At 55.0% G+C, this 25,122-nt stretch carries 21 protein-coding genes and 1 riboswitch; of the genes, 19 read left to right on the top strand and 2 right to left on the bottom strand.

Translation table 11 applies throughout. From position 1 onward, the window contains the following. Positions 1-68 precede the first annotated feature (68 nt). The gene (locus tag A8990_RS31430; protein WP_181909433.1) at positions 69-215 is read right to left on the bottom strand and encodes a hypothetical protein; all 147 of its coding nucleotides are present in this window, start codon (positions 213-215) and stop codon (positions 69-71) included. 192 nt (positions 216-407) lie between these two features. Here A8990_RS31430 and ychF point away from each other — a divergent pair, with 192 nt between their 5' ends. The 4 genes from ychF (at position 408) to spoIIR (ending at position 4,837) form a co-directional block, all read left to right on the top strand. After that, positions 408-1,508 carry a redox-regulated ATPase YchF gene (gene ychF, locus A8990_RS06305; protein ID WP_116188168.1) on the top strand — a complete coding sequence of 367 codons (1,101 nt, stop codon included), beginning with the start codon at positions 408-410 and terminating at the stop codon, positions 1,506-1,508. Between the two features lie 151 nt (positions 1,509-1,659). After that, a complete protein-coding gene (gene prfA, locus A8990_RS06310) occupies positions 1,660-2,733 on the top strand; it encodes a peptide chain release factor 1 (RefSeq protein WP_116188169.1) in 1,074 nt (357 codons plus the stop codon). Between the two features lie 159 nt (positions 2,734-2,892). Then, positions 2,893-3,843 carry a peptide chain release factor N(5)-glutamine methyltransferase gene (prmC, locus tag A8990_RS06315; protein WP_116188248.1) on the top strand — a complete coding sequence of 317 codons (951 nt, stop codon included), beginning with the start codon at positions 2,893-2,895 and terminating at the stop codon, positions 3,841-3,843. A gap of 247 nt (positions 3,844-4,090) precedes the next feature. Further along, positions 4,091-4,837, top strand: coding sequence for a stage II sporulation protein R (gene spoIIR / locus A8990_RS06320; protein WP_116188170.1), 747 nt, complete (start codon positions 4,091-4,093; stop codon positions 4,835-4,837). Between the two features lie 79 nt (positions 4,838-4,916). Here the strand turns inward: spoIIR and A8990_RS06325 are convergent, their stop codons facing one another. Further along, a complete protein-coding gene (locus A8990_RS06325; RefSeq protein ID WP_116188171.1) occupies positions 4,917-6,371 on the bottom strand; it encodes an MDR family MFS transporter in 1,455 nt (484 codons plus the stop codon). A gap of 289 nt (positions 6,372-6,660) precedes the next feature. Between A8990_RS06325 and A8990_RS06330 the strand changes: the two genes are divergently transcribed. The 15 genes from A8990_RS06330 (at position 6,661) to wecB (ending at position 25,091) form a co-directional block, all read left to right on the top strand. Further along, the gene (locus A8990_RS06330) at positions 6,661-7,791 is read left to right on the top strand and encodes an L-threonylcarbamoyladenylate synthase (RefSeq protein ID WP_425463884.1); all 1,131 of its coding nucleotides are present in this window, start codon (positions 6,661-6,663) and stop codon (positions 7,789-7,791) included. Positions 7,792-8,427: 636 nt separating this feature from the next. Then, positions 8,428-8,985, top strand: coding sequence for a manganese efflux pump MntP (locus A8990_RS06335; RefSeq protein WP_116188172.1), 558 nt, complete (start codon positions 8,428-8,430; stop codon positions 8,983-8,985). 37 nt (positions 8,986-9,022) lie between these two features. Then, entirely contained in the window at positions 9,023-9,598 is a 576-nt protein-coding gene (locus A8990_RS06340) for a low molecular weight protein arginine phosphatase (RefSeq protein WP_116188173.1), read from the top strand. A 73-nt stretch (positions 9,599-9,671) separates the two neighbouring features. After that, a riboswitch (ZMP/ZTP riboswitch) is annotated at positions 9,672-9,754 on the top strand. 184 nt (positions 9,755-9,938) lie between these two features. Next, positions 9,939-10,394 (top strand): ribose 5-phosphate isomerase B, encoded by a 456-nt coding sequence (rpiB, locus tag A8990_RS06345; protein WP_116188174.1) that lies wholly within the window; start codon positions 9,939-9,941, stop codon positions 10,392-10,394. A gap of 13 nt (positions 10,395-10,407) precedes the next feature. Further along, positions 10,408-10,992 carry a TIGR01440 family protein gene (locus A8990_RS06350; protein WP_116188175.1) on the top strand — a complete coding sequence of 195 codons (585 nt, stop codon included), beginning with the start codon at positions 10,408-10,410 and terminating at the stop codon, positions 10,990-10,992. 24 nt (positions 10,993-11,016) lie between these two features. Further along, entirely contained in the window at positions 11,017-12,264 is a 1,248-nt protein-coding gene (locus tag A8990_RS06355) for a serine hydroxymethyltransferase (protein WP_116188176.1), read from the top strand. 337 nt (positions 12,265-12,601) lie between these two features. Continuing rightward, the gene (locus A8990_RS06360; RefSeq protein WP_116188177.1) at positions 12,602-13,627 is read left to right on the top strand and encodes a LacI family DNA-binding transcriptional regulator; all 1,026 of its coding nucleotides are present in this window, start codon (positions 12,602-12,604) and stop codon (positions 13,625-13,627) included. Between the two features lie 260 nt (positions 13,628-13,887). After that, complete coding sequence (locus tag A8990_RS06365; protein ID WP_116188178.1) at positions 13,888-15,282, top strand: ABC transporter substrate-binding protein; 1,395 nt, start codon at positions 13,888-13,890, stop codon at positions 15,280-15,282. Between the two features lie 126 nt (positions 15,283-15,408). Continuing rightward, positions 15,409-16,359, top strand: coding sequence for a carbohydrate ABC transporter permease (locus A8990_RS06370; RefSeq protein ID WP_245995868.1), 951 nt, complete (start codon positions 15,409-15,411; stop codon positions 16,357-16,359). 4 nt (positions 16,360-16,363) lie between these two features. Further along, entirely contained in the window at positions 16,364-17,194 is an 831-nt protein-coding gene (locus A8990_RS06375) for a carbohydrate ABC transporter permease (RefSeq protein WP_220376783.1), read from the top strand. 4 nt (positions 17,195-17,198) lie between these two features. After that, positions 17,199-19,478 (top strand): spermine/spermidine synthase domain-containing protein, encoded by a 2,280-nt coding sequence (locus A8990_RS06380; RefSeq protein WP_116188181.1) that lies wholly within the window; start codon positions 17,199-17,201, stop codon positions 19,476-19,478. A gap of 15 nt (positions 19,479-19,493) precedes the next feature. Further along, positions 19,494-21,845 carry an alpha-L-rhamnosidase-related protein gene (locus tag A8990_RS06385; protein ID WP_116188182.1) on the top strand — a complete coding sequence of 784 codons (2,352 nt, stop codon included), beginning with the start codon at positions 19,494-19,496 and terminating at the stop codon, positions 21,843-21,845. Between the two features lie 159 nt (positions 21,846-22,004). Beyond that, the gene (locus A8990_RS06390; RefSeq protein WP_116188183.1) at positions 22,005-23,138 is read left to right on the top strand and encodes a glycine-rich domain-containing protein; all 1,134 of its coding nucleotides are present in this window, start codon (positions 22,005-22,007) and stop codon (positions 23,136-23,138) included. Between the two features lie 143 nt (positions 23,139-23,281). Then, on the top strand, positions 23,282-23,911 hold the full coding sequence (gene upp, locus A8990_RS06395) for a uracil phosphoribosyltransferase (RefSeq protein WP_116188184.1): 630 nt from the start codon (positions 23,282-23,284) through the stop codon (positions 23,909-23,911). A gap of 31 nt (positions 23,912-23,942) precedes the next feature. Then, positions 23,943-25,091, top strand: a complete 1,149-nt coding sequence (gene wecB / locus A8990_RS06400) for a non-hydrolyzing UDP-N-acetylglucosamine 2-epimerase (RefSeq protein ID WP_116188185.1) — start codon at positions 23,943-23,945, stop codon at positions 25,089-25,091. Positions 25,092-25,122 lie beyond the last annotated feature (31 nt).

Below are 25,122 nucleotides of genomic sequence, written 5' to 3' on the forward strand. Positions count from 1 at the left end.
AAATAGTGCGGAAATAACGAAGAAGGGGTGGCCGATTGCGGTCACCCCTTTGGCTTTGCAACGATATGCTATTTGTCGGTCTTCTTCTTCTCGTGGTTGAAGTTTGTAACGGACTTGGCATCCTCGATCGTATCGTTGACGAAAGCCATGTCCTGATTCTTGGCGTGCATTGCCGTAGTACCTTTATAATTGCCTTTGTGCTTCGTGTTCTCCAAGACGGTTCACCTCCGCGGATGTGCCCTGCGAACGTAGTATGTTCGAATCCGGGGGAGGACATGCAGACGCCTGTCGGCCTCGGAAATGCTAAATTTGTCCACTGGGAATGAGCGGATTCACCTTTTTTATTAAAGTCCTTTCATGTATAATGTCCTGAGATTGTTTATTACGGAACAGGGGTGTCTTCCTACATGGCTTTGAAAGCTGGTATCGTCGGTCTGCCGAACGTGGGCAAATCGACTTTGTTTAATGCAATTACGCAAGCGGGCGCGGAGTCTGCAAACTATCCGTTCTGTACGATTGACCCGAACGTGGGCGTCGTAGAGGTACCGGATCCGCGTTTGGATAAATTGACGGAGCTCGTCGTACCGAACAAAACGGTACCGACAGCATTCGAATTTATTGATATCGCAGGTATCGTAAAAGGCGCGAGCAAGGGTGAAGGTCTCGGCAACAAGTTCCTTGCGCACATTCGTGAAGTAGATGCGATCGTACACGTGGTTCGCTGTTTCCAGGACGAGAACATTACGCACGTATCCGGTAAAGTGGACCCGATCGGCGACATCAACACGATTAACCTCGAGCTGATCCTCGCGGATATCGATTCGGTTGACCGCAAAATCGAGCGTTCCCGCAAAAACCTCAAGGGCGGCGACAAGAAGGTCGTGCAAGAGGTGGAGACGCTGGAGAAGGTTAAAGAAGCGCTATACAATGATTTGCCGGCGCGCAGCCTAGATCTCTCCGAAGATGAGAAAGCACTCATTCGCGACCTGCACTTGCTGACGATGAAGCCAGTGTTGTACGCGGCAAACGTGAGTGAAGGCGAAGCGGCTAATTCCGATGGCAACAGCTATGTGGAATTGGTTCGTGAGTTCGCGAAGGCTGAGGGCGCAGAAGTAGTGCCGATCAGTGCGAAAGTGGAATCCGAGATCGCTGAGCTGGAAGGCGAGGACAAAGAGATGTTCCTCGAAGAGCTCGGCCTGACAGAATCCGGTCTGAACCGTCTGATCCGCGCAGCTTACAAGCTGCTTGGCCTGTACACGTACTTCACAGCAGGCGTACAAGAGGTTCGCGCTTGGACCATTCGCAAAGGCATGAAAGCTCCGCAAGCGGCAGGCGTTATCCATACCGACTTCGAGCGCGGCTTCATCCGTGCAGAGGTTGTGTCGTATGACGATTTGGTCGCGGCAGGCACGATGAACGCGGCGAAGGAGAAAGGCCAGCTTCGTCTTGAAGGTAAAGAGTATGTGGTGCAGGACGGCGACGTTATGCATTTCCGCTTCAACGTATAGATGATGGAGAGCAGCAGGGCCCGGATGTCCGGGTCCTTTTGCTGTGCGCCGCCAAATCATCCATAATTGTCACGTTTATGGAATCAGGTGCGTTATGTTATACTAAAGAGACGATTATTAGATTTATTCTAACTTACAGAGGTGATTGACAGTGTTGGACCGTTTACAGGCACTCGCGGACCGGTATGAGAAATTGAGCGAGCTGTTGTGTGATCCGGACGTAGCAAGCGATCCGAAGCGTCTGCGCGACTTCTCCAAGGAGCAGTCGGATTTGCAGGCCCCTTATGAAGCATACACAGAATACAAGCAAGTATCTGAGCAACTTGACGATGCGAAAGTGATGCAAGGCGAGAAGCTCGACGATGAAATGCGCGAAATGGTGAAGATGGAAATCGACGAACTGAGCACGCGCAAGGAAGAGCTGGAAGCGCACATTCAATTCCTGCTGCTGCCGAAGGACCCGAACGACGACAAGAACGTTATTGTCGAGATTCGCGGCGCGGCGGGCGGCGACGAAGCAGCTTTGTTCGCATCAGACTTGTACCGCATGTACATGAAGTACGCGGATGCGCAAGGCTGGAAAGTGGAATTGATGGAAGCGAGCGAGAGCGATCTTGGCGGCTTTAAAGAGGTTATCTTCATGGTGACGGGCAAAGGCGCGTACAGCAAGCTGAAGTACGAGAGCGGCGCGCACCGTGTACAGCGTATCCCGGTAACGGAATCCGGCGGACGTATTCATACGTCGACGTCGACCGTAGCGGTTATGCCTGAGGTGGAAGAGGTTGAGGTTGAAATCCTCGACAAAGATATTCGTGTGGATACGTACTGCTCCAGCGGCGCTGGCGGTCAGTCCGTTAATACGACGAAGTCTGCCGTGCGCGTGCTTCACGTGCCGACAGGCATTATGGCGCAGTGCCAAGACGGCAAATCGCAGAACGAGAACAAAGCGAAGGCGTTGCAAGTCCTTCGCGCGCGTATCTCCGATCTGCATCGTCAAGAGGAAGAAGCGAAGTATGCCGGGGAACGTAAGAGCAAAGTAGGTACGGGCGACCGCTCCGAGCGGATTCGGACGTACAACTATCCGCAAAGCCGAGTAACGGATCACCGGATCGGCCTTACGCTGCACAAGCTGGACTCCGTATTGAACGGAGACATGGAAGAGATTATCAACGCACTGACATTGACCGCTCAGACGGAATTGATGGAGCAAGAGAATCTCGCATAATGGTTAAGGATAATGTAAAACGGGGGCAGCCTTTGGCGCTCCCGTTTTTTGGCGGAAGGAGCGATAAAGATGGCCGAGCAAAAGGATCGAGATGCTGAAGAGCAGCGGGCCCGCGAGGTTGAAAAGGAAGAAGAGATGGGCGTTTCGCTGCTCGTTCCGATGACCATTGCAGACGTTTGCTTGCAAGCCGCGGCGATGTTGAAAGAGTGCGGCATCATGGAGCCGCGCAGCAATGCGGAGCTGCTGCTGCTGCACGTGCTCGGGATGGATCGCGCTGCGCTGCTTCGGGATTGGCGCGAGCTCTTTCCGCCGCAGCACTACAAGCGCTGGAGAGAGCTGCTCGCGCGCAAAGCCGCGGGCGAGCCGGTGCAGTATTTGATCGGCGAGCAGTGGTTCTACGGCGCGCCGTTTACCGTGACGCCGGCCGTGCTTATTCCACGGCCGGAGACGGAGCTGCTTGTCGAGGCGGTGCTCGAAGCCGCGGACAAGCTTTGGCCGCAGGCGCGCGGCGAAGCCAGCGCTGGCGGGGTAGCCGATGTGCCGACGGTGGTCGACGTCGGCACCGGCAGCGGCGCCATCGGCGTGACGCTGGCTGCGCAGCGTCCGCAGTGGCGGGTTTGCGCGTCCGACCTGTCGCCGGACGCGCTGGCGGTCGCCCGCACGAACGCGGAGCGCCATGGCGCAGCCGCGCGCATGACGTTCGTACAGGGCGACCTGCTCGGGCCGTTCGCGGTTGAGCAGCCGCGGCCCGGCGCCGATGCGGCGCACGTCGATAGCGAGACCGGCAGCGCAGCCGGCCTGCGCATCGACGTGCTGGTCTCGAACCCGCCGTATATCCCGGCGGGGGACATTGCCGGCCTGCAGCCGGAGGTGCGCGATCACGAGCCGCGCCTTGCGCTCGACGGCGGCGATGACGGCCTCACGCCGTACCGGCGCATGGCCGAGCAGCTCGCGCAGCTGTCCGCGATGCCGCGCATCGTCGGCTTCGAGCTTGGCATGGGCCAAGCGGAAGCGGTCGCGGACCTGCTGCGCGGCATCGGCGCATGGCGCGATATTCGCATCATCAACGACTACGCAGGCATTGGCAGGCATGTGCTGGCCGTGGAATAGAGTGATGCTTCATGGGAACCGACGTCACGGGGTGTGGCGTCGGTTCTTTTTGCTATTTTTACGTGATTCTAAGGAACTCAGGAGACGCTGAGGAGTGAGGCGTAACTCTATCAATCTATAAATCTTTTTTCGCATGCTAGTAGAGCAGCTAGGTTTAGAGAGGTCAAGGCGCGGACATAATGGGGATATAAACGTTCCGGAACGAGAAGCCGCTGCACCGACGGGTGCCACAAAGGAGCTTGTCGTTATGATCCGCACTTATTCCCGTTTTCCTTATCGTCCTGTTTATGGTTATGTTCTTCTTCTTGCAGCACTGCTGCTTATGAGCTGGGAAAGCCAGCGCGCTGACGCGGCGATTGCCGGAGGCAGCATTCCGTCGGAATCGATCCGTCTTCGTATCTTGGCGAACTCGGATTCTGCAATGGATCAGCTTGTGAAGCGCGAAGTGCGTGACGCAGTCGTGGCACAGATGAACACGTGGGTAACGGGTCCTCAAACGATTGAGGAAGCGCGTCTTACGATCCGCTCGCATATGAATGACATCGAGGCAATCGTGGGCAAAACATTGAATGATCGCGGTTTTCACTATGGCTATAAAGCGGAGCTCGGCATCGTGCCGTTTCCAACTAAAATATACGGAACTGAAGTTTATCCAGCTGGCAACTACGAAGCGCTTCGTATTACACTCGGTGCTGGCGCAGGTCAGAACTGGTGGTGCGTACTGTTCCCGCCGCTCTGCTTCGTGGATGCAGTGAGCGGTGAGTCTTCGACGCCGACGACTGCAGCGGCTGCGACAACGGCTACTGTGGCAAAAGCGGATACAGCAAACGTGAAAGACACTGCAGTGAAAGCGCAGGATACAGTATCCAAGTCGGACAATGACGGCGGCGCCGATCAAGCTGCAGCTGCTCCTGCCAAACAACCGGAAGTCCGCTTCTTCCTGTGGGACTTGATCAAGTCGATCATCAGCTTCTTCCGCCACCTGTTCAGCTAATAATAGGGACATGAAAAAAGCTCATTCGCATTCACGCGAATGGGCTTTTATATTTTAGCTTTATTTTAGCGTTGCATTGTTAAGCGGCAATTTTCTCGGCTACTGGCTCACGCTTCAGCTTCGGAATGAAGAAAGCTACCGGGAGCGCTACGATTACGATAATAGTGGCGATCAGATAGACGTCGTTTACGCTCATCGTGAAGGCCATGATTTTGATCGAAGTCGGGTCAGACGCTCCGGCCTTCGCAAGATCCTTCCCGTGGTCAACCGTGCGGGAGGACAGCAATGTTGTAAACACCGCGATCGCGAACGAGCCGAGCACGTTCCGAATCCAGTTCGTCAGCGATGAAGCGTGGCCGCTGAACTGCTTCGGTACAGCTTCCATGCCCGCATTGCTCGCAGGCATCATGGCGAACGAAATACCGAGATTCCGAACGATCATCCAGAACAAAATATACCCGTGCGGAATATCGACACTCAGCCAGCTGAGCGGCAATGTACCGCCGGCCATCAGCAGAACGCCGATAATGAGCAGCGGACGCGGGCCTATGCGAGTGAAGAGCTTGCCGACAATCGGTGTCATCAGCGCCATCGCTAGGGAAGCCGGGAGCAAAATGAGTCCCGTATCGAGCGGCGACACATGCTGGATATTTTGCAGAAATACAGGTGACAGGAATGTACCCGAGTACAAGCTGATCGTCACAATGCTTGTTAGGGTCAAGGAAATCGTGTACCGGCTAATGCGGAAGACGCGCAGATTAAGCAGCGGCGTCTCGCAGGTCAGTTCCCGCCAGATGAAGAGCAGCAGGAAGACGGCGCCGATAGCGATAAGGGCAAGTGTTTTGCCGCCGGTCCAGCCCCAAGTATGGCCGTTCGAGAGCGCGACGAGCAAGGATGCGCTGCTGATGATGACGGTGATGAAACCGATGAAATCGAATGATTTTGGCACATTGAGACGGTAGTACGGAATGAACGGAATGACGAGCATGATGCCGATTGCTGCGATCGGGACGTTCACCCAGAACAGCCAGTGCCAGCTGACGTTGTCGAGCAGCCAGCCGCTGAAAGTTGGACCAATCGCTGGCGCAAGCATGCTGGATGCCGCCCAGAAACTGATCGCCATCGGCTGTTTCTCGCGCGGGATGACTTGGTAGACAATCGCCATCGTTGCGGGTGTGATCAGACCGCTGAACGCGCCTTGCATGATGCGGAATACGATGAGCGATTCAGGGCTCCAGGCGAGCGCGCAGCAGATCGAGGCCGCCATAAAGCCGGATAGGGCGAAAATATAGAGCCTTTTGTAGCTGAATCGTTCGCCAAAATAGCCCGTAATCGGAGCAAACGTGCCCATTGCGAGCATGAAGCCGGTCAGCGTCCACTGGATCGTGCTGAGCGAGGCGTGAAAATGCTCCGACAGCACGGGGATCGCGATATTAATCGTGCTGATGTTGAGCGTTGAGATGAAGCTGCCGAAGAAGATGGCAATCATTATGGGCAGGACCCGAATTTGTTGTTGGGATGCAGATTGCTGCATAGTCGTTGAAACGCCTCCGTTCTGTTTATATCATATGTCCGGATTTACATATAAGAGCGACCATGACATCATACGCTTCACGGTCCGAGTGCGTCAACGGCGGCTGGTTGTGCTGGTAGGCTGCAGTTTGGCAATAAAACGCATTCATGCGGCTTCACCGGCTTTTTTCGGCTTCATACAAGCCAGTGCCTCGAGCGGTGTTTGAAACACGGCTGTTGTCGTGTGCTATAATGAAGGCAAAATCGATTGCTGCATTTCATGGCAAGTCGCAGAAGCTGGGGATACGGAATTGAACACGAACACGAATACGAATACAGGTGTGGGGAATACGAGAGTATGGCAAGTCAGCGGCACAGCGCCGCAAGCGGGAGAGCTGGCAGAAGCAGCGGCGCTGATGCGCGAAGGCGGCACGATCGCGTTTCCGACGGAAACGGTATACGGGCTTGGCGCCGATGCGCGGCGGACGGAAGCGGTGGAGCGGATCTTCGGGGCCAAAGGCCGTCCGTCGGACAATCCGCTCATCGTGCATATCGCCGATACGGCGCAGCTTGCGGAGCTGACGCTGCCGCTAGGTGCGGAGGAGGCTGCACTCGCAGAGCGGCTCATGGCTCGGTTCTGGCCGGGGCCGCTTACGCTTGTGCTGCCGGTGAAGCCGGGCGCCGTCTCGCCGCGCGTCACCGCGGGGCTGGACACGGTCGCGGTGCGGATGCCCGCGCATCCGGTCGCGCTGCAGCTCATCGCGGAGTCGGGCTGCCCGCTGGCAGCGCCGAGCGCGAACCGTTCGGGCCGTCCGAGCCCGACTTTGGCAGCGCATGTGCGCGATGATCTGAGCGGCCGCATTGACGGCATCGTTGACGGCGGCGCGGCAGGCGTAGGCTTGGAATCGACCGTCGTAGAGATTGCAGGCGGCGATTCCGTGCGCATCCTGCGCCCCGGCGGCGTCACGGCCGAAGCGCTGCGCGAGGTTGCCGCGCATGTGGCGTACGACGCCGTAGCTGCGCCCGGCGCCGGCATGGGCGAAGGCGGCACGGCTGCCGATGCAGCCGCCGCGCCGCGCTCGCCGGGCATGAAGTACGCGCATTACGCCCCGCAAGGGCTGATGCAGCTGGTGAAGGGCGAGCCGGACGCCGTCTCCGCCTATATTCGGGCGGAGACGGCGGCGGCGCGGGAACGCGGCGAGCGCACGGGCGTGCTCGCCTTTGCCGAGCATGCTGCTCGGTACGACGCCGACTGCGTGCTCGTCGTCGGCAGCCTCGCGCAGCTGGAAACGGCTGCGCACGGCTTGTACGGCGCGCTGCGCGAGTTCGACGCGCGCGGCGTGCAGCGCATCTGGGCCGAGACGTGCCCGGAGCACGGTATCGGCCATGCGCTTATGAACCGCCTGGCCAAGGCGGCCGGCCACGCGGTGGTGCGCGTCTAGCGCCTAGTATCGCGCCACGCGCCGCGTCCCGGCGAAGCCGCAATCGGCTAATGACCACGCTGCACTGTCCCGCGCCTAGCGCTCCAGTCGCGGCTCCCGTACCTATCGTGGATAAATCCACTCATTTGGCTCGCATTGAGTGAAAAAGCTTGGCTATATTGGATTTTTCTGATTTTTCCACTCATTTTCGGCAGAAAAGCTGATTTCGGGCCGATTGGAGCAGGAATGAGTGGATTTTTCCAATATAGATTGCGTTTCTACTCGTTTTAGCCGTTCTACAGTGGATTTATCCAACATACAGGGGATGGAGCACTTCGCCAATGTGCTGCTCCCGGCGCGGCACGCTCGTTGCGTGCGCCTAACCGCCGCGGCCGCTAATCCCGCGCCTAGCGCTATCGGCGAAGCCGCAATCGGCTAGCACCAACCTGATTGCACTATCTCGCGCCAAGCGCAAGACCACCTCACCCGCTTGTCCCGCGCGCCTAGCGCCAAGCGCACCGGTCCTAGCTCGCCGCGCCTAGCGCTTAACCCGCCCGTCCCAGCGCCACAGCACATCCTGCCCCTCTCAACCTGGTCATCTTTCCCATCTTGTCCGCATATGCTTTTGAAGAAGAAGCGGGACAAGGAGAGGATGACATGATTGAGAGCATGCATGCCGGGCAGCTGCTGACGCTCATTATTATTGCGGTGGCGCTGGGAATGGACGCTTTTTCGCTGGGTGTCGGCATTGGGCTCAAAGGGATTCGGCTGCTGGACATTTTGAAGCTAAGCGCCGTTATCGCGCTTTTTCACATAATTATGCCCTTAATGGGCATCTTCACAGGTGAGTATGTCAGCACGCTGCTCGGCAACGTCGCGACGACCGCGGCAGGCGCGCTTCTGCTTCTGCTGGGCGGGCATATGATCTACAGCTCGCTGCGCGGCGACGCGGTTGAATCGATCGATTACCGCAGCGGCTGGGGCATTCTGGTGTTTGCGCTAAGCGTCAGCATCGACTCGTTCTCCGTCGGGATCTCGCTTGGCATGTTTGAAGCCGATATGCTGCTGACCGTGCTGCTCTTCGGCATTGCAGGAGGCATCATGTCCGTGCTCGGCCTGCTGCTTGGCAGACGGGTTAGCTCAAGCCTAGGCGGCTATGGGGAAGCGTGCGGCGGCGTTATTTTGTTTACATTCGGCCTGATGTTTATTTTCTGATTTCACATGAAATTTCCTATAGAGGAGTGCACAAGTGTTGAAAAGAATACTGTTTGTCTGCACCGGCAATACCTGCCGTTCGCCGATGGCAGAGGCATTGCTTCGTGCGCTCGCGCAGGAGCGCGGTCTGCAGCTTGATATTCGCTCTGCCGGTGTCTCGACCATCGATGGTCTCCCTGTCTCCAAGAACGCGCAAACCGCGCTTTCGCGGCGCGGCATTCAGCATCACAGCACATCCAAAGCGATAGAAACGGGCTCCATTGCCTGGTCGGATCTGATCCTGACGATGACCGGAAGCCATAAACGCCAGCTGCTGCAGAAGTTCCCGAATGCGGTGGACAAGACGTATACGCTGCTTGAGTTTGCGAACGACGATCCAGAGGTGCTGAAGCGGATCGCTGAACTCGAGGGGCTCCTGTCCGAGTGGCACATGAGCCAAGCGCTGGGCCAGCCGCTTAGTGAAGAGAAGCGCGTCAAGCTGCTGCAATTGGAGCAGCAGATGCCAAGCTTCGATATTGATGATCCTTTTGGCGGACCGTTGGAAATTTATGAGATGAGCGCGGCTCAAATCGAGGCAGCGCTGAAGCGTCTGCTCGACCGGCTGCAGCAATAATTGGGCGGCGGCCAGAGGCCTCTTCGGATTGATTTTCGCTTGATAATCCGTTATGATTAGAACAACTAAAGACGGTTTCCGATGTAACTGGCGACGAGAGTGGGTTAAACCACGGTGGAGCATCGGAATATACGGCCGGTCGCCTGGGCAAAGAGCAGCGTGCGTGAGCATGCTTGCTCTTTTTTTGTCATTTAGAGGTGGATTTGTTTTCCGCTTGCTTACGGTTTTAATTGTTTTAAGGCGCCGCCCGTTTTTGCTTGTCGCCCGAAATCAGGTATACTATAGCCAGTGTGAATCGACATTTTCCGCCACGAGCGGTCACTTGGGAGGTATATGGAATATGAAAATCGCCATCGGGGCAGACCACGCGGGCTACCGCTTGAAGGATGAGCTCGTTCCGTTCATTCAGTCGCTCGGTCATGAGCTCGAGGACGTTGGCTGCAGCTGTGACCAATCGGTTGACTACCCGGACTATGCGCTGCCGGTTGCTGATCTTGTGGCATCAGGCCGGGCAGATCGCGGCATTCTAATCTGCGGTACAGGCATTGGCATGTCCATCGCGGCAAACAAGGTGAAGGGCATTCGCTGCGCGCTCGTGCACGATATGTTCTCGGCCAAGGCAACCCGCGAGCACAACGATACGAACGTGCTGGCTATGGGTGAGCGCGTTATCGGTCCTGGCGTTGCGCAGGAGATTATCCGCATTTGGCTGGAAACGCCGTTCTCGAACGGCGAGCGCCATGTGGGACGCGTGAACAAAGTGATGCAGATCGAAGCGAAGTTCGCGGACGCTTAAGGAGAACCTCACGATGAATCCGGTACAGCTATCTAACGATGTGGAAACCGTCATTCGTGAACTGGCTTCTGTAGCGAAGCTTCGAGAAGGGCAGCTGCTCGTTATCGGCTGCTCGACAAGTGAAGTGCTTGGCCAGCGGATCGGCACGTCCGGCACGCTGGAAACGGCTGAAGCGATCTTCGCAGGCGTGGAGGCAGTCCGGCGCGAGCTGTTATTCTATCCGGTGTACCAATGCTGCGAGCATTTGAACCGGGCCCTTGTAATGGAGCGCGAAGCGGCTGAGCGGTACGGGCTGGAGCTTGTATCGGCAATCCCTGTGCGCAAGGCCGGCGGCTCGATGGCTGCCTACGCCTACGGCAAGCTGCAGGATGCCTGCTTGACCGAGACGGTTCAGGCACACGCCGGCATCGACATTGGCGATACGTTTATCGGCATGCATCTGAAGCGTGTAGCCGTGCCGGTGCGTCCGTCGATCCGATCCATCGGATCCGCGCATCTGACGATGGCCTACACCCGTCCGAAGCTGATCGGCGGGGAACGAGCTGTTTATACGCAGGAAGCGGCTAATTCGGCTGCTCCTAACAATACTTGCGATTAATTATTTTGAGGAGGACTTATACACATGGAGAACCTACGTAAACAAGATCCCGAAATTTTGGCGGCACTTGGCCTTGAACTTCAACGCCAACGCGACAACATCGAGCTGATCGCATCCGAGAATATCGTTTCGGAAGCTGTTCTTGAAGCAATGGGCACGGTCCTGACGAACAAATACGCGGAAGGCTACCCGGGCAAGCGTTACTATGGCGGCTGTGAACACGTGGATATCGCAGAAGATATCGCGCGCAACCGTGCCAAAGAACTGTTCGGCGCTGAGCACGCCAACGTTCAGCCTCACTCCGGAGCACAAGCGAACATGGCTGTATACTTGGCTGCATTGAACCCAGGCGACACGGTTCTTGGCATGAACCTGGCGCATGGCGGTCACTTGACGCACGGCAGCCCGGTTAACGCATCCGGCCTTCTGTACAACTTCGTTCCTTACGGCGTAAGCGAAGACACGTTCACAATCGACTACGCGGAAGTTCGCAAGCTGGCGTTCAAGCACCGTCCTCGCATGATCGTTGCCGGCGCTTCGGCTTACCCGCGCATCATTGATTTTGAAGAGCTCGGCAAGATCGCTAACGATGTAGGCGCGCTGCTGTTCGTCGACATGGCGCACATCGCAGGTCTTGTAGCTGCTGGTCTTCACCCAAGCCCAGTGCCGCACGCGCACTTCGTTACAACGACAACGCACAAGACGCTTCGCGGTCCTCGCGGCGGTATGATCCTATGCCGCAAAGCATGGGCGCAAGCCATCGATAAAGCGGTATTCCCTGGTTCCCAAGGCGGCCCGTTGATGCACATCATCGCGGCTAAAGCTGTTGCATTCGGCGAGGCGCTTCAGCCTTCGTTCAAAGAATACGGCAAGAACGTTGTTGACAATGCCAAAGCGCTTGCAGACGCGCTGATCGGACATGGCATCAACATCGTTTCCGGCGGCACAGACAATCACCTGATGCTGATCGACCTTCGTAACCTGGGCATCACAGGTAAAGATGCGGAGCACGTACTTGATTCCGTTCAAATTACGGTCAACAAGAACGCGATCCCATTCGATCCGACTAGCCCGTTCATCACTAGCGGTATCCGTATCGGTACACCGGCTGCAACTTCCCGCGGCATGAACGTAGATGCGATGAAAACAATCGCAGAAGTGATCGCGATGACGCTGAAGAGTCCGAAGGACGAAGCGGTTCTGACTAAAGCTCGCGGCATGGTTTCCGACCTGATGTCGCAATACCCGCTGTACCCAGGTATGACTTACTAATTGCAACAATTTGAATTGAAGCCCTACTCCAGTCAGAACTGGAGTAGGGCTTTTTTAATCGCAAGGGAGGGCGATAGGCGAGAATAGCGAAGTGGACGAGGTGGTGAGAGCGAATACGCTCTCTCAGCGGCAAAGTAGAGAAAAAAGACGGACCTAGCCCATCCGAGAGAGCATATTGCAAGGGTTCTGTGACTCGGTATGGTCAGCCTTGTTTGTTGTCAGGTGGGCCGGGCTGTAAAAGTCTAGTATAATAATGATTGCAATCGCTTTCTTTTTCTGGTTATAATAGGCTCAAACTCGTTCCGAAACGTTTCGGATGGAAATGGAGAATAAGCTAGTGACAACTTTGAAAATGGTAGCAAGACTAGCCGGTGTCTCTGTTACCACCGCATCACGGGCGCTGAACGGCTATTCCGACGTAAACGAAGAAACACGCACGAAGATCAAGCGTGTCGCTCAGGAGTTGAATTACAGGCCCAATGTATTGGCGCGAAGCCTGGTAACGAAACGATCTCGCGCGATTGGCGTCATTCTATCGGAGATGAATCGTTCGGGAGCGAAGGATGCGCTCATGTACGAAATCTTGTGCGGCATCAACGACAGAGCTTCAGAGCTGGATTATGACATTATGCTGTTTAGCACGACTCCGAAGAAACAGTTGTCCAAATCCTACTCGGATCTATGTAAAGAGTGGAACGTTAGCGGTGCGATTATCGCAGGTCTTCGTGTGAATGACCCTTATTTGGAGGAAGTTGCAAGCGATACCAATTTCCCGTGCGTACTCATTGATATTCCGGTGGAAGGCAGCAATGTCGGCCATGTAACGGCGGATGACATCCTGGGAGCCCGAGTAGCCGTAAGACACTTAATTCAGTTAGGTCACCGTAACATTGCGATGATCAACGGACATAACGAGGCCGTAGTCAGTTATGAGAGGCTCAAGGGCTATCAGCTTGAGCTTGAGCAGAACGGGCTGACGTTCAAGCCGGAGCTTGTGTACGATGGCAGATTTACGGAAGAAGGCGGCTTTGCTGCGATGGAGCAAATTTTACGCGAACATCCCGATGTTACAGCAGTATTCTCTGCCAGCGATTTAATGGTGCTAGGGGCATATAGGGCTGCTGAGCAGTACGGAAGAAAAGTGCCGGAGTCGATATCGATCGTCGGTTATGACGATATTGCGATCGCTTCCTACTGCACGCCGCGAATTACGACGATCAAACGCGATAAGTATGAAATGGGATACCAATCCGCTCAGCTGCTTCTTGATATGTTGACCAAGCAGAATGCTGCAGCCCGTAAGATTGTCCTTTACAATGAGCTGATTGTCCGGGAAAGTACGGCTCGACCGGCGATGAAGTAGGCAAGGGTGTCTATGTTTTTTTGCTCAAAATCCGAAACGTTTCGGAAAAAACTGTAATAATTTATCAGTTTTCCTCAACATGATTCAGTTCCAAGCCGTTATAGAACCGAATTATGCATAAATGGCTTCTGAAAAGTCGGCTATTTTTTTCGAAAAGTTCCGAAACGTTTCGGAAAATTGTGGTATTTGGGGCTGCCGCCAGCGAAGCCTACTGGTGATGCTCTTAAATATATAATCCTACCAAGAGGAGTTGTACGAGCATGGCAAAGAGGGGTAAAGCAGTACTTGCACTTGGTATTACAGCAGCAGTCGTATTAACCGGATGCGGTTCTAACGGAGATTCGAACTCGAACAGTGCAGCGGGCAATGCGTCGAATAAGTCGAATAATTCGGCAACGACGAATAATTCAGCAACGGCGAATAACACATCGGCTTCAAGCGGCAATACAGAACAGAAGGAAGTAAAGCTTCGCGTAGGTACTTGGGAAGGCGGAGACGGCGCCAAGCTCCAGGAGCAAATCGCGGGTAACTACATGAAGGATCACAGCAACGTGAAGATCTCCGTCGAGTCGGTACCTGATCAATACGGTACGAAGCTGCTTACGCAAATCGCGGCTGGCGAGGCGCCGGATATCTTCCAGATCGGCGACGGCGATGTCAGCATGTTCATGAAGAAAGGTGCGCTAGAGGATCTGACGCCTTACATTCAAGGGGCTAATGGCGTAAACCTTGATGATTATTACCAAAGCGTTCTTGATGTAGGCAAGCTTGACGGCAAGTACTACACGATGCCGAAGGACTACTCCGATATTGCCGTTTATTACAATAAAAAGATGTTTGATGACGCAGGCATTCCATACCCGCAAACAGGCTGGACATGGGATCAATTCTATGACACTGCGAAGAAGCTGACCGTTAAAGACGGAGACAAGTTCAAGCAGTGGGGCGTAAGCCTGCCAGGCGGCTGGGTTCGTGCGATTCTTCCTCTGATTAACTCGTACGGTGGCAGCGTTATCAGCCCGGACGGCGAGAAGATCGATGGCTACATGAACAGTGATGGTACGGTTAAAGCACTGGAGTTATATCAAGATATGTATCAAAAGGATCACATTTCGCCTTCCAGCACAGAGAGCGACGCATTCAAGGGCGTTGACCTGTTCGTTGCAGGCAAAGTAGCGATGAGCGTTACAGGCAGATGGCCGGTAGAGGACTACGAGAAGAACAAGGATCTCTCCTTCGGCGTAGCGCAAATGCCGGTTGGCCCTGAAGGCGCGGCGAATACGATCTGCTACGCAGGATACGGCTTGTACTCGAAATCCGAGAACAAGGATGCAGCTTGGGATTACCTGAAATATCTGACAGGTCCGCAAGGTCAGGAACTGATGGCGACGCACGCATTTACAGCCGTGAAATCGACGGCAGAGAAGCTTGGCCAAACGAACGATCCTGCATTGAAGCCGTTCCTTGACGATATTCCGAACATCAAGGATTTCCCTGAGAAGATCAGCCCGTTCTTCGGTGTATCCGGCGGCAAGTCGCTTCAAGCGGTCATGGACAAAATGATGCTTGGCAAGCCGATCGACGTGAAGAAAGAGTTGGACGCAGCAGCGAAGCAAGGCGATATCGACCTGCAAGCAGCGAAAGCTGACGAATAATGCATACCCTGCACGGCGTTTGAACGCAGTGCGGTTTCACTAAGGGGCGGGATGCACGGAAAAGCGGCTTCCCGCCCTTCCCTATTCAGATTGTGACCGGAAAACATACTAGCTTGAGGTGATGAAATGAGTATGCCGTCGACGAGCGTAGATAGAGCCGAGCCAAGCAAATCCATTCGCAAGAAATGGTTTAACGCTTCGCGCAAGGAAGCATTGTGGTTCTACGTTCTTATATCGCCATGGCTGATTGGCTTTCTCTGCTTTGTGTTCGGACCTATGATTGCTTCCTTTGTCATCAGCTTAATGAAATGGGATTTGCTTACGCCCGCTAAATATGTCGGCTTCAAAAACTATTCCAAAGCCATTCATCGTGATCCTCTGTTCTGGCAATCGCTTAAAGTAACGGTTACCTACTCGATCTTCTCCGTACCGCTCGGACTTATTTTCTCGCTTGCGCTTGCGCTATTGCTCAATCAAGCGACGCGCGGAATGCGGCTGTTCCGCACCATCTTCTATATGCCTGCTGTTGTCAGCGGGGTGTCTGTCATGGTGCTATGGATGTGGATTTTCAATCCGCAAATCGGATTATTAAATACAGTTCTCGGCTACTTCGGCATTAACGGTCCCGGTTGGATCTTCGATCCGAAGTGGGCAATGCCTTCGCTTATTATTATGAGTCTCTGGGGAATTGGCGGCGGGATGATCATTTGGTTGGCCGGACTGAAGGGGATATCGCCGATGCTGTACGAGGCAGCCAATCTTGATGGCGCGAATGCGTGGCAGCGATTCCGTAACGTAACGGTTCCGATGCTGACGCCGACGATCTTCTTCAACCTTGTCATGGGCATTGTAGGCGCGCTGCAAACGTTCGGCGAAGCTTACGTCATGACGAAGGGCGGACCGATGAACTCGACGCTGTTCTTCAACTATTATTTGTTCCAGAACGCCTTCGAGAACTTCAATATGGGCTACGCATCGGCGCTCGCATGGTTCTTGTTCGTCATCATTCTGGCGCTGACGCTGGTCGTTGTGAAATCGTCGAATGCTTGGGTGTATTACGAAGGAGAGAGGAAGTAGCGCCATGAACAGAACGAATTGGATCAAAAACCTCATTGTTTATGGGTTGCTTATTCTCGGGTCGCTTGTGATGCTCATTCCGTTTGCATGGATGATTTCCACCTCGTTGAAGGAGTCCTACCAGGTATTCGCGACTCCCGTAAAGTGGATCCCGAGTCCGATCAAGTGGCATAACTACGTGGAAACATTCACAGGTCTTCCTTTTGGCAGATGGCTGCGTAATACCCTACTCGTGACGGTACTGAATATATTCGGCACGCTGGTATCTTGTACAGTGGTCGCTTACGGCTTTGCTCGTTTTCGGGCGAAGGCGAGAAATTTCTTGTTCATCGTGATGCTTTCAACCATGATGCTGCCGGGAACGGTAACGATGATTCCAGTATTCTATCTTTTCAAAGAGCTCGGTTGGGTGAATACGTTCTACCCGCTGTTCGTTCCCGCGTTCTTCGGTAATGCGTTCTTCATCTTCTTGCTTCGTCAATTCTTCATGGGAATCCCGACGGAAATGGAAGAGGCCGCGAAGATCGACGGTTCCAGCACGGTCGGCATTCTGTGGCGCGTCATTCTTCCGCTTACCATTCCAGCTTTGATTACCGTTGCCATCCTCCAGTTTAACGGGGTGTGGAACGACTTCATGGGCCCGCTGCTCTATCTGAACAAGCCGGAGCTGTACACGCTGGCACTGGGGATCAACTTCTTCAAGAGCGAGAACAACGTGCAGTGGAACTACCTCATGGCGGCTTCCGTCGTTACGATGCTGCCGTCGCTTATCTTCTATTTCATCGGTCAAAAATACTTCGTAGAGAGCATTACGTTAACAGGACAGAAGGGATAACCGTATGATCAAGCTATCGAAAGGCGCGTCCTGGACGCTGGGTGTCGGCCTAATGTCGGCGGCCATGCTCGGACTTGAGATTGCCTTGACCAATGTGTTCGGCGTGTTGCTGCAGTATCATTACGTCTCCTTTATCGTATCGCTTGCGGTCTTCGGTATCGGAGCGGGCGCATACGCAGCATCCCGTAGTAAGCAGGCGGCAAGCGCGAAGGTGACAGGTTGGGTATGCGTAGGTGCAGGGCTTTATATGGGGCTGCTCAGTTTCGTACTGGCGTGGTTCCCTTATGTCGATCAGCTTGCTGTTTATACCCTTCTGTGCGCCGTGCCGTTCCTGCTTTTCGGCTGGATGACCGGCTGCGCGTTCCGCAGCGGCGCGGCTCGGGCGGCCACAATTTACGCGGCCGATTTGTTCGGCGCTGCGCTTGGCGCAGCCGCTGCGTATATGCTGCTTAATCGGTTTGGCGGCATGGAAACGATCTTCCTGCTGTCCGTGCTATGCTTCGCGGCAGGAGCGGCGCTGTTCCTGTTCCCGCGAGAAGAGGGACGCCGCGGCGGCAGCAGTTATGCGTTCATCGCTGCATTCGGAGCAATCGCGCTGATTGCGGTTTGGAGTGCATGCGGATCGCAAAGCGGATGGCGGCTGGACTTCGCCGCCATGAAGGGAGCGCCGCCCGACAAGACCATTATCGGCACTCTTCAATCCGATCCGTCCGCGCATATTATGCAGACGAAGTGGGACAGCTTCGCGCGCACCGATACGGTCGGCACGTCCGACGAGAACCGGAGAATCCTATTCGTCGACGGCGGCGCCGGCAGTTATATGTATAAATTTAATGGTGACCTGAGCACAATGGGATCGCTTGCCCGAGATATTGAATTTCTGCCTTTTGCAGCAGGCTCTGTCAATAAAGCGATTATCGTTGGGGCAGGCGGAGGCAGGGACATTCTGTATACGCTGATGGCCGGTGCCAAGGACGTTACGGCTGTCGAGCTGAGTCAAGGCCTGGTCAGCAGCATGCGGACGATGTCGGATTACAACGGATCAATCTTAGATCATCCCGGCGTACATACGGTCGTAGGCGATGGCCGGAGTGTGCTGGAGAAGAGCCGTGAGCAATACGATCTTATCGTGCTCGATCTGGTATATTCTCAGGTCGGCGGCATCGGCGGTCAAGCGCTCTCTGAGAACTATGTGTTCACGCGAGAAGCGTTTGAAACCTATCTGAAGCGACTGACAACCGATGGCCGTATCATTATCATTTCCCATCAAGGGCTCGAAGGGCTGCGCGCCTACTATACGGGCTTCGATGCGATGCTTCATTCCGGCAGCGGTGATCTCCAAGCAAGTGATGTGGCAAAGCACACCGCGCTGATCATGGCGCCGGAGGGTTCAGCCGCTCCGAATTTGACGTTGTCCATCATTCAGAAGTCGCCGCTTAGCAAGCAGCAGCTTCAGTTGCTGCAAGCGGGAACGAAGTCGCTTGGACTCAATCCGTTGTTCCTGCCGGAGTCGAATGAACAACTGCTGCAGCCGCTGCTCGAGGGGAGAACGCCGTTCGACCGGTTTGTCCGGGACTCCGACTACAACGTGTACCCGACGATAGATGATAAGCCGTTCTTCTTCCTCGTACAGCAGTCGCTGCCAGACTCCTTGAAGCAATGGCTGATTGCGATTGTCGTGCTGACGCTGCTATTCGCCTTGTTCATGATGCAAGGAATGGAGCGGCGCAAAGCCGGCAATCGGAAGCGGGTAGGTGCGGTCGCCTACTACGCTTTGACAGGCATTGGTTATATGTGTGTTCAGACCGTTCTGATTCAGAAGACGTTATACTATGCCGGCAATCCGGTCCTTGCAGCCATGACCGTCATTGTGGCGATGCTGCTTGGGGGAAGCGTTGGCAGCCGTCTCGCTGGCAAGCTCCGGATAAAGCTTTATGTTCTTTCTGCCGCAATTGTCGGAGCGCTGGTCATGGCCGCCTTAATTAATGCCGCAGCAGGCGCTGGATTGATGAATATGGCTATCACTGGCCGGCTTGTCGCGATCGGCGCCGTGCTGTTTCTGCTCGGCGTTCTGCTCGGCATTCCGCTGCCTGCAGGTCTCAGGGCGGAGGAAGGAAACGGGCCGGGTAAGGCCGCGTTCTATTTCTCGCTTAGCGGAATCTGCGGAGTGTGGGGGGCTTGGCTTGCGGCGACAGTATCCATCACTGGGGGACTGGCCGTTACGCTGGGAGCGGGCTGCATCTGTTACGCACTTCTTGCTCTAACACGATATCGAACTGTATAAGGGGGAGGCAATGTTATGACATCGGCAACTGTTGCACGGCTGACTACGGGGCCAATACTGGGGGCTTATCACGAGTCACGGGAAACGAGCGGACTATCGTGGAAGGATCTTTATATTACGCCTGGCAACCGGACTTATATGATCGGCAGCCAGAACGGAGGATTTCCGGATTTTGGCCATCACGTGAAGCTTGAGATGGGCGGCCTGTGGCTGCATCCCATTAAGCTGCTCGACGGCTTCTGGCTCCGTATTGCCAATAGTGGTTCGGAAGATGCCAATGATAGGAAATGGTTGACGGAATCGGACTCTTTTCACAATTATCCTTTTCATAATGAACATCGATATACGCTGCCTTCACTCAAGCTTGAAGTCGAGCGCAGCCAGTTCTGCCCGGATGATACAGAGGGCTTTGTTATTTCTTATACATTGCGTGATACGAGCGGCGAACCTAGAAGCCTTAGCGCCAGCTTCCTTGCAAGAACGGATCTGAGTCCTGTCTGGTTCTCGGAGGGCAAAGGAATCGAGGACAGCTTCGACGAAGGGCGTATCGATCAGGATGGAGGACTCTTCCTCGCCAAAGATGGCGGCCAGCCTTGGCACGTCGTCGTCGGTGCGGATCGCGCGTGCAGCAGCGGAGCGGTCGGCCGGGAACTATTCGGACCGCACTGGACAGCAGGAAAAGGAATCAGCGGCGAGCTGACCTATGATGACATCATTGTTCCGGCAGGGGGCGAGACGGTCATTCGCTTCTTCATCGCGGGCTCTTATACGTCCGAAGAAGCGGCACTGCTTACGTATAAGAAGCTGGCATCCAGCTGCCAAGAACTATGGGCTAGCAAGCGCGAGCGTTATGAGGCGATTGCCGCGCAGACGGTCATTTCCATTCCGGATCCGCATTTGCAGAAGGTGTTTGGCTGGGTAAAATTCCATAATGACTGGTTTGTCCGCGATGTGCCGGAGGTTGGGCGAGGTATGGGGGCTGGGCATCCGGAATATCCGTGGTGGTTCGGCTGCGACAACAGCTATACGCTGCTGGGGCTTCTGCCGCTTGGCGGACTCGACATGGCGCAGGAAACGCTGGAGCTGATACGGCGCACATCCGAAGAGACGAATGGAAACGGTCGTATTATACACGAGCTGTCCACGAGCGGACTTGTCGCAAATCCCGGCAACACGCAGGAAACGGCGCATTTTATTAAATGCGTGTGGGATGTGTTCGGGTGGACCGGCGACATTCAATTCCTTCGCAGCATGTATTCGGGCGTCAAGAAAGGACTGTCATGGCTTCTCGGCGAGATGGATCCGGATGGCGACCTGTTGCCTGAGGGTTATGGCATTATCGAAATCGAAGGGCTCAATGTCGAGCTGATCGATTCAGCCGTATATACATGGTCCGCACTACGCGCTGGCACGCAGATGGCTGTACTGCTCGGAGAGCATGAGCAAGCGGATGAATATGCATCGTTAGCCGAGCGCCTTGGCGATACGATCAATAAGGAGCTATGGCTGGAGAAAGAGGGGCTCTATGCCGATGCGATGGCTTCTGTCGGGAAGGTCATGAGCCGCATTGATATCTATATCGAGCGTGCCCGCAGCATGGGAGCGGAAGGCGCAGTGGCCAGCATGCAGGCAATGAAGGAAGAGATGCAGCAGCTGGATCCGGCAAGCGAGAAGCCATGGCTGTTCAAGAACTGGGTCATCAACACGCCGATGGAGACGGGGCTTGCTCCTCGCGACAAGGCGATCCGGGCCCTCGACCGTATGGGCACGGATGAATTCACGGGACCATGGGGGACTTACTTATCCGGCCTGTATCAAGATCAGATGATGACCATCTCGACAGGCGTTCAGGCTGTTGCCGAAGCGCAGTATGACCGGATGGATGAGTCGCTTCGCTATATTCGCCTGATCGCTTCGACGTTCAACAAGCGGCTTCCGGGTTCGATCTCGGAGATGTCCCCGGATTACGGCTGTTTTGTCCAAGCCTGGACGGTATACGGCATCGCATGGCCTATGCTGACCGGCATGTTCGGAATTCAGCCTGAGGCACATCGTCGTAAGCTCAAGCTGCGTCCGCGCTTGCCGAAAGAGTGGAATGAGATAAGCGTGAAGAACGTGAGCTTGGGGCTTGGCGAGCTGCACAACGTGCTCGATTGGTCGATTAGCCATTCGGAATCCGTTCAAACGTATTCATTCGAACTTAAGCAAACAGGGTGGTCTGTAGAGTTGGATCTGCTTGTTACCGCGGATGAGACGGTCATGCTCGACGGTGTTTCGGTTGAGCCTGTGACGACAGCAGAGGGTGGCTCCGCAATTCGTATCGAGGCTGCCGGCAAGCATGTTATTACGGTGAAGAAACGCGCATAAGAAATAAATAATAAGGGGCTGTAACTCGTCATCGTGGACGATGAGTGACGGCCCTTTATTAATGTCCGAGAAATCGTTTATTTCCGAGATTTTACCTATATTGGCACCCGCGGCATGATATGATGACCATATACCACAAACAAGGCGGTGCAGCATAAGATGAGTCCGTTTGTTATTGTGATCGTTGTGCTTATTCTGTTCTTCTTATTCAAGGTCATCTCCGCAAGCGGTGGCAGGGCGAACAATGCCAGAAACGTAGGCGGTGGGCGTGGACGCCAGCTGCCGCGAAAGGCCGCAGCTGCTCCGATGCGTAAGCCGCCCGAGTATCTCGGCGTACCGGAGGGACATCCTGCCCGTCCGGCTGCAGAACGGCTGGAAGCCGCGCTCACGGCGGACTTCGAAGAACGCGTGAAAGACCGCATCCTGCGCAAAACGCCAAGCATGCGTGACGGGGAATGGCTGTGGCAATGGTTCGAGCTGAAGCGTTATTTTCTCATGTGCGGCGTCTTGAAGGGCGTGCCGATGTACAGTCCGCGCGTAGATGATCTGTGGCATGAGATGCTTATGTTTACACGCGAATATGAACAATTCTGCAAGCGGTTCTGCGGTTGGCTTATCCATCACGCGCCTCATGCGCCGGGTGGAGGAAAGCCGGACCCGGGCGAACGTGCTTGGTTTGATTGGATTTACGGCGAGCTGTTCCTGCCGGCGCCGGTGAGCGGACAGCTGTGGGGAGCGTTCTACCGGACGCCGATGCCGCATGATCTGATGCGCGAGCTGGAGCTGGAGAGCGAAGAGGCTCTTCGCGGCAAGCGATTTAATGTACGGGCCGCTGAACAGTTTCCCGATATCGATGCGACCATCCGCTACTTGGTTGAGCGGGGAAGAATGCTTGCGGCATCGACTGGGCGAGAGCAGACCAATCAGGACCGTGATGACTGGACGTCCGTGGGCATGACGACGGGGCTGTTGTCGGGGATGTATTTTGCCTCGTCATGGGGACCGGCCGGCGATTTCGAGAGACAGATGGATTCCGCGCAATCCGAAGAGGAGCGCCAAGCCAATAACGGCGACGGCGGTTCTGTCTATATCTGCAGCACTGATGACTCCGGTTCTGGCGATGGCGGAGGAGATTCCGGCGGAAGCAACTGCAGTTCGGACAGTAATGGCGGCTCGGATAGCAACTGCAGCTCAGGCAGCTCCTGCAGCTCAGGCAGCTCCTGCAGCAGCGGAAGCGATGGCGGAGGCGGTGGCTCGTCCTGCGGCAGCAGCTGCGGCGGAGGGGGATCCTGATTCCATTTTCCGAGGTAGAATTTACGCGCTTAGGGTATACTTTGCATGTGTTTCATAAGGCTCCGGATGCGAAATGTGCACATTGCGTCTCCGAATGTTATAATAGTCAGTTGAAAAGCATTTCAGGAGGATGAATATTACCTATGGGCAAGCTCACTATTTGCGATCACCCACTCATTCAGCATAAGCTGACCTTTATTCGCGATAAAGAAACGAAGACGAAGGATTTCCGCGAACTTGTCGATGAAATCGCGACCATGATGGCATATGAAATTACAAGAGATCTGCCTCTCGAGACCGTTACGGTCAGCACGCCGGTCGTGGATGCGACGAGCAAAGTCATTTCCGGCCGCATGCTTGGACTTATTCCGATTCTGCGCGCAGGCCTCGGCATGGTTGAAGGCATGCTGAAGCTGATTCCGTCGGCAAAGGTCGGCCATATCGGTCTGTTCCGCAACCCGGAAACGCTTGAGCCGGTTGAATACTACGTTAACCTGCCATCCGATGCGCCAGAGCGTCTATTGATCGTCATCGATCCGATGCTCGCGACAGGCGGTTCGGCAAACGCGGCAATCCAAGCGTTGAAGACGCGCGGCTGTACGCAGATCAAGCTCATGTGTCTCATCGCAGCGCCGGAAGGCGTGAAGGCCGTACAAGAAGCGCATCCGGACGTTGATATTTTCTTGGCTTCGCTCGACAGTCACCTCAACGATCACGGCTATATCGTACCGGGTCTCGGCGACGCCGGCGACCGCATGTTTGGCACGAAGTAATTTTACTTTAAGACTTTAGGAGTGAATGGCATTGGCGAAGATTAAGGTAATGACGATATTCGGCACGCGGCCGGAAGCGGTTAAGATGGCTCCGCTCGTACTGGAGCTTGAGAAGCATTCAGAAGATATTGAGTCGATCGTCTGCGTAACGGCGCAGCATCGCCAGATGCTGGACCAAGTGCTTGATTTCTTCAAAATAACGCCGGACTACGATCTCAACGTCATGAAAGATCGTCAAACCTTAACTGAAACGACGGTTAAAGTGCTGCAAGGTCTCGATCCGATTCTGCGCGAAGCGCAGCCGGACATCGTGCTTGTGCACGGGGATACCCAGACCTGCTTCTTGGGCAGCTATGCTGCGTTCCTGCAGCAAATTCAAGTCGGCCACGTGGAAGCCGGCCTTCGTACGTGGAACAAGCTGTCCCCTTATCCGGAAGAGATGAACCGTCAGCTGGCTGGCGTGCTTTCCGATGTGCATTTTGCACCGACGGACAAGTCTGCCGACAATCTGCGCAGAGAGAACAAGCCGGAGTCCGCAATCTACATAACTGGCAACACGGCAACAGACGTATTCCGGTACACGGTTGATCCATCGTTCACCCATCCCGTGCTGGAATGGGCGAAGGGCAAGCGGATGATTCTGATGACGGCGCACCGCCGCGAAGCGATTGGCGAGCCGCACCGCAATATTTTCCGTGCCGTGAAGCGCATCGCGGATGAATTCGAGGATGTTGCGATCGTCTACGCGGTCCATCTGAACCCGGCTGTACGTGAGCCGGCGAACGAGATTCTCGGCAATCATCCACGTATTAAGCTCATTGAGCCGCTGGATGTGTTTGAGTTCCATAACTTCTACCCGCATACGTACATGATCATGACGGATTCCGGCGGTTTGCAGGAAGAAGCTCCTTCCTTCGGCGTGCCGACGCTGGTTCTCCGCGATACGACAGAGCGTCCGGAAGGTATTGAGGCTGGTACACTGGAGCTGGTTGGAACGAATGAGGAGTTTGTATACGAACGTGCGCACGCGCTTCTATCAGATGCAGCACTCTACGATCGGATGAGCAAAGCGGCGAATCCATATGGTGATGGACGAGCTTCTGAACGGATTGTACAAGCAATCCTGCATCATTTTGGAAAAACGGACAGCCGTCCGGAGTCGTTCACACAACGTTCATAGTTGACATTGCTAGTGAAGCATCACGTGGAAG

This window comes from Paenibacillus taihuensis, assembly GCF_003386535.1.
Taxonomy (GTDB): Bacteria; Bacillota; Bacilli; order Paenibacillales; family Paenibacillaceae; genus Paenibacillus_Z; species Paenibacillus_Z taihuensis.